The organism is Variovorax sp. 01T439_2, assembly GCF_056398445.1.
The window spans coordinates 1-5,308 of sequence record NZ_JBFTPJ010000369.1; the positions used below are offsets into that span (position 1 = coordinate 1).

At 68.8% G+C, this 5,308-nt stretch carries 6 protein-coding genes; all 6 read left to right on the plus strand.

Going from position 1 to position 5,308, the window contains the following annotated elements:
• The coding region (gene hpaH, locus AC1DOC_RS17855; RefSeq protein WP_478130187.1) for a 2-oxo-hept-4-ene-1,7-dioate hydratase at positions 1 to 691 on the plus strand (691 nt) is incomplete at its 5' end.
• Positions 692 to 701: 10 nt separating this feature from the next.
• Positions 702 to 1,523, plus strand: coding sequence for a 4-hydroxy-2-oxoheptanedioate aldolase (hpaI, locus tag AC1DOC_RS17860; RefSeq protein ID WP_369663978.1), 822 nt, complete (start codon positions 702 to 704; stop codon positions 1,521 to 1,523).
• A 38-nt stretch (positions 1,524 to 1,561) separates the two neighbouring features.
• The gene (locus AC1DOC_RS17865) at positions 1,562 to 2,035 is read left to right on the plus strand and encodes a nuclear transport factor 2 family protein (protein WP_012745402.1); all 474 of its coding nucleotides are present in this window, start codon (positions 1,562 to 1,564) and stop codon (positions 2,033 to 2,035) included.
• 42 nt (positions 2,036 to 2,077) lie between these two features.
• Positions 2,078 to 3,814, plus strand: coding sequence for a dihydroxy-acid dehydratase (ilvD, locus tag AC1DOC_RS17870; RefSeq protein ID WP_478130188.1), 1,737 nt, complete (start codon positions 2,078 to 2,080; stop codon positions 3,812 to 3,814).
• 31 nt (positions 3,815 to 3,845) lie between these two features.
• Complete coding sequence (locus AC1DOC_RS17875) at positions 3,846 to 4,835, plus strand: Bug family tripartite tricarboxylate transporter substrate binding protein (protein ID WP_012745400.1); 990 nt, start codon at positions 3,846 to 3,848, stop codon at positions 4,833 to 4,835.
• 19 nt (positions 4,836 to 4,854) lie between these two features.
• On the plus strand, positions 4,855 to 5,308 hold a 454-nt coding region (locus AC1DOC_RS17880), incomplete at its 3' end, for a class II aldolase/adducin family protein (protein WP_478130189.1).

Below are 5,308 nucleotides of genomic sequence, written 5' to 3' on the forward strand. Positions count from 1 at the left end.
CGGCTACGCCATCTCGCGCGCATGGGTCAAGCAGAAGATCGCGGAAGGCCGCGTGCCGCGGGGCCACAAGATCGGCCTGACCTCGCGCGCCATGCAGCAGTCCAGCCAGATCGACGAGCCCGACTACGGCACCTTGCTCGACGACATGTTCTTCGAGCAGGGCGGCGACATTCCGTTCAAGCGCTTCATCGCGCCACGCATCGAGGTGGAGCTGGCCTTCGTGCTCGGCAGGAAGCTGCAGGGGCCGAACGTGAGCATCTTCGACGTGCTGGCCGCCACCGACTACGTGGTGCCGGCCATCGAGATCATCGACGCGCGCATCGAGCAGTTCGACCGCCACACCAAGGCGCCGCGCAAGGTGTTCGACACCATTGCCGACAACGCGGCCAACGCCGGCATCGTGATGGGCGGACGGCCGGTCAAGCCCGATGCGGTCGACCTGCGCTGGGTGAGCGCGCTGCTCTACAAGAACGGCGTGATCGAGGAATCGGGCGTGGCCGCGGCCGTGCTCAACCACCCGGCCACGGGCGTGGCCTGGCTCGCGAACAAGCTCGCGCCGTGGGACGAATGCCTCGAAGCCGGCGAAGTGGTGCTCGGCGGCTCGTTCACGCGGCCCACCACCGCGCTGCCCGGCGATACCTTCCATGCCGACTACGGCCCTCTGGGCAGCATTGCCTTTCGTCTCATCTAAAAGACACACCATGCAAACACCTTTGAACACCTTCAAGCAGGCCATGCAGGCCGGCGAACAGAAGATCGGCCTCTGGGTCGGCCTGGCCGACGGCTATGCGGCCGAAATCCTGGCCGGTACCGGCTTCGACTGGCTGCTGGTCGACGGCGAGCACGCGCCCAACGACGTGCGCTCGGTGCTCGCGCAGCTGCAGGGCATCTCGAGCGCCTGGTCGGCACAGCCCGAGTCGGAGCGCTCGCATCCCGTGGTGCGGGTGCCGGTGGGCGACGTCACGCTGCTCAAGCAGTTCCTGGACATCGGCGCGCAGACCATCCTGGTGCCGATGGTCGACACTGCCGAGCAGGCGGCGCGCATGGTGCAGGGCATGCGCTATCCGCCCGAAGGCATCCGCGGCATGGGCAGCGCCCTGGCGCGCGCCTCGCGCTGGCAGGCCTATCCGCGCTACCTGCACGAAGCCAACGCGCAAACCTGCCTGCTGGTGCAGGCCGAAACCGTGGAGGCGATGAAGAACCTCGACGCCATCGCGGCCACGCCAGGCGTGGACGGCGTGTTCATCGGGCCGGCCGACCTGTCGGCCTCGATGGGCTTCGTGGGCCAGCCCAACCATCCCGAGGTGCAGGCCATGATCGCCGACGCCATTGCACGCATCCGCAAGGCCGGCAAGGCGCCGGGCATTCTGTCGACCACCGAGGAGCAGGCGCGCAAGTGGCTGGCCGCCGGCGCGCAGTTCGTGGCGGTGGGCGTGGACACCATCCTGCTCACGGCGGCGGCAAGGCAGCTGTCGTCCCGCTACAAGAGCGCCGCGAGCGCGGTGACGCCCAGCGGCTACTGAACGATTCATTCCATCTCTTTCGCACCGGAGCACCTGTCATGCAACGCGCCACCCTTGCGGCCCTTTCGGCGGCCGCCACGCTGTTCCTCGCCGCCTGCGCCCCCATGGGCACCGGCAAGCCGCAAGCCGCCACCGCCCAGCAGGAGGCCAACCGCCAGGCGGTCCTGGCCTTCTACGAAAAAGGCCTGAACCAGAAGGACGCCGACGCGGCCCTGCAGTACGTGGGCAACCGCTACGTGCAGCACAACCCCACGGCGGCCGACGGGCCCGAGGGCTTCCGCAAGTTCATCGCGTTCCTGCGCGAGAAATTTCCGAAGTCGCACAGCGACATCAAGCGCAGTTTTGTCGATGGCGACTTTGTGATCCTGCACGTCAACGCGGTGCGCGAGCCGGGCACGCGCGGCAGCGCCATCGTCGACATCTTCAAGCTGGAGAACGGAAAGATCGTCGAGCACTGGGATGTGGTGCAGCCCGTGCCCGAGACCGCCGCGAACAGCAACGGCATGTTCTGACCCTTCCGCAACCCAGACAGCCAGCCAGCCGATGCCAGCCCGATGACCACTCCCACCGATCCGAACAGCAAGCGCTTCCGCTCCGCCACCATCCGCGAGGGCACGATCCGCGCCACCACGCGCAGCTTCCTGCATGCGCTCGGCCAGGACGACGAGGACATCGCGCGCCCGCACATCGGCGTGTTCCACACCGGCGGCGAGATGAGCCCGTGCAACCTCAACCTGCGCGAGCAGGCGCAGCACGCCAAGACCGGCATCTACGCGGGCGGCGGCACGCCGCACGAATGCCCCGTGGTGTCGGTGAGCGACGGGCTCACCATGGCGCATTCGGGCATGCGCTTCTCGCTGATTTCGCGCGAGCTGATTGCCGACAGCGTCGAGGCCTCGMCGCGCGGCCACCAGTGGGACGGCATCTTCGCCATCGGCGCCTGCGACAAGAACCTGCCGGGCCTGATGATGGGCATGGTGCGCTGCAACGTGCCGAGCGTGTTCGTGCACGGCGGCTCGGCGCTGCCGGGGCAGATGCCGGGCCCCGATGGCCGCGACCTCAACGTGGTGGACACCTACGAGACCATCGGCAAGGTGTTGGCCGGCACCGCCACGCACGATGAACTCGACGCCATGAGCCGCGCCTGCCTTCCCACCGCGGGCGCCTGCGCGGGCCAGTTCACGGCCAACACCATGGGCATGGTGTCGGAAGCCCTGGGCCTGGCGCCCATCGGCTCCAGCATGGTGCCGGCGGTGTTCAGCGAGCGTGCACCGCTGATGCGCCGCGCCGCGAAGAATCTCATGAAGGCGGTGATGGGCGACAGCCCCCTGCCGCGCGACATCGTCACGCGCAAGGCGCTCGAGAACGCCTGCGCCGTGGTCTCGGCCACGGGCGGCTCGACCAACGCCGCACTGCACCTGCCGGCCATCGCGCACGAGGCCGGCATCAGGTTCCACCTGGACGACGTGGCCGAGATCTTCGCGCGCACGCCGCTCATCGCCGACCTGCGCCCGGGCGGGCAGTACCTGGCGCGCGACGTGTTCTACATCGGCGGCGCGGGCGTCATTCTTCGCACGCTGATGGAGCAGGGCTTCGTGCACGGCGATGCGCTCAGCTTCACCGGCCGCACGCTGGCCGAGGAACTGGCCGATGCCGCGGCGCCCGACGGCCGCGTGGTGCGCGCGCCCGGCAACCCGATCACTCGCGACGGCGGCCTGGCCGTGCTCAAGGGCAACCTCTGCCCTGACGGCGCGCTGCTCAAGACCGCGGGCCTCCAGACGCTGGTGCACCGCGGCCCGGCGCGCGTCTTCGATTCGGAGGAACAAGCGCAGACGGCCGTGCAGAACCGCCGCTACGAAGCCGGCGATGTGATCGTGATCCGCAACGAGGGCCCCAAGGGCAGCCCCGGCATGCGCGAGATGCTGGGCATCACCGCCCTGCTCTACGGCCAGGGCATGGGCGACAAGGTGGCGCTGCTGACCGACGGGCGCTTCTCGGGCGCCACGCGCGGCCTGTGCATCGGCTATGCGGGGCCCGAAGCGGCCGACGGCGGGCCGATTGCGGCGCTGCAGGACGGCGACATGGTGGCCATCGACGCGCGGCCCGGGGCGCGCACCATTTCGGTGGAACTGGCAGCGGAAGAAATCGCGCTGCGGCTGTCCAGACGTCAGGTAAACGCGGGGGTGGCGCACCGCGGCTTGCTGGAAAAATACGCGCTCACCGTGCGCCCCGCCCACCAGGGCGCCGTGACCCATTCGGGCGCAGTCACCTGGCTGCGCGACGAATCGTGAAACGCAACCAACAACACCCCGGAGACAGACCATGACCTTCACCCGCCGCCAGCTGCTGCAGACCACCGGCGCCTCGGCGCTGCTTGCCAGCCTGGGCCAGCGCGCCTTCGCGCAGGCCTCGCTCGAAACCGCCACCATCGTCACCGGCTTTGCGGCCGGAGGCACCTCGGACACCACCTGCCGGCGCCTCGCGCAGAAGCTCAGCCCCGAGTACGCCAAGGCCGCCGTGGTCGAAAACCGCACCGGCGCGGGCGGCCAGATCGCCGTGAGCTACGTGAAGGGCCGGCCCGCCGACGGCGCCACCATCCTGCAGACGCCCACCTCCATCCTCACGATCTACCCGCACATCTACAAGAAGCTGCCGTACGACCCGATGGTGGACCTCACGCCGGTGAGCATCGCCTGCATCTTCGACTTCGGCTTTGCGGTCGGCCCCGCGGTGCCCGCCAGCGTGAAGACGGTGCCCGAGTTCCTGGCCTGGGCCAAGGCCAACCCGGCCGGCGCCAACTTCGGCTCGCCGGCCGCGGGTTCCACGCCGCACTTCATCGGCGCGCTCTTGGGCAAGAAGGGCGGCGTCGAGCTCAAGCATGCCGCCTACCGCGGCACGCAGCCGGCCATGCTGGACCTGCTGGGCAGCAACATCTCGGCCGTCTCGGGGCCGATCGGCGACATCACGCAGCACCTGGCCTCGGGCAAGGTGCGCATCCTGGGCGTCTCGGGCGCCAAGCGCAGCCGCTTCGCGCCCGACGTGCCGACCTTCGGCGAGCAGGGCATCAAGGACATGGCGCACAGCGAATGGTTCGCCTTCTTCCTGCCGGCCAAGGCTTCGCCGGAGCTGGTCGCGAAGCTGAACACTGCGATGAAGAACGCGCTGGCGCAAAAGGACGTGATCGACGGGCTCGGCACCTTCGGCCTGGAAGCGATGTCTTCCACGCCCGGCGAGCTGACGGAACTGCTGAAGAAAGACACCGCCAAGTGGGCGCCGATCGTCAAGGAAGTCGGCTTCACGGCTGAGGGATAACCTGAATGAAGGAACTGCAATGAACACACTCTCCACTCCCGCGGCGCCGTCGGCGCTGGTCCATCCCTCGATCCATCCGGACGAACGCGCCGCGCGCGAGCAGCTCGCGGCCTGCTACCGCGTGTTTGCGATGCTGGGCTGGACCGAGATGATCTACAACCACATCACGGTGCGGCTGCCCGACAGCGTGACGGGCGGAGAGAAGCAGTTCCTCATCAACCCCTTCGGCCTGCACTACAGCGAAGTGACGGCCAGCAACCTGGTGAAGATCGACCTGCAGGGCAAGGTGCTCGACGGCTCGACCTGGCCGGTGAACCCGGCCGGCTTCACGGTGCACGCCGCCATCCACGACGGCCTGCCCGGCGCGCACTGCGTGATGCACACGCACACCACGGCCGGCGTGGCCGTGGCCTGCCTGCAGGGCGGACTGCAGCAGACCAATTTCTATACTGCCCAGCTGCACGGCATGGTGG

Bases quoted from the DNA above. Each gene is read 5' to 3' on its own strand.
- hpaI (WP_369663978.1), top strand. From the start codon at position 702: ATGCAAACACCTTTGAACACCTTCAAGCAGGCCATGCAGGCCGGCGAA.
- AC1DOC_RS17865 (WP_012745402.1), top strand. From the start codon at position 1,562: ATGCAACGCGCCACCCTTGCGGCCCTTTCGGCGGCCGCCACGCTGTTC.
- AC1DOC_RS17875 (WP_012745400.1), top strand. From the start codon at position 3,846: ATGACCTTCACCCGCCGCCAGCTGCTGCAGACCACCGGCGCCTCGGCG.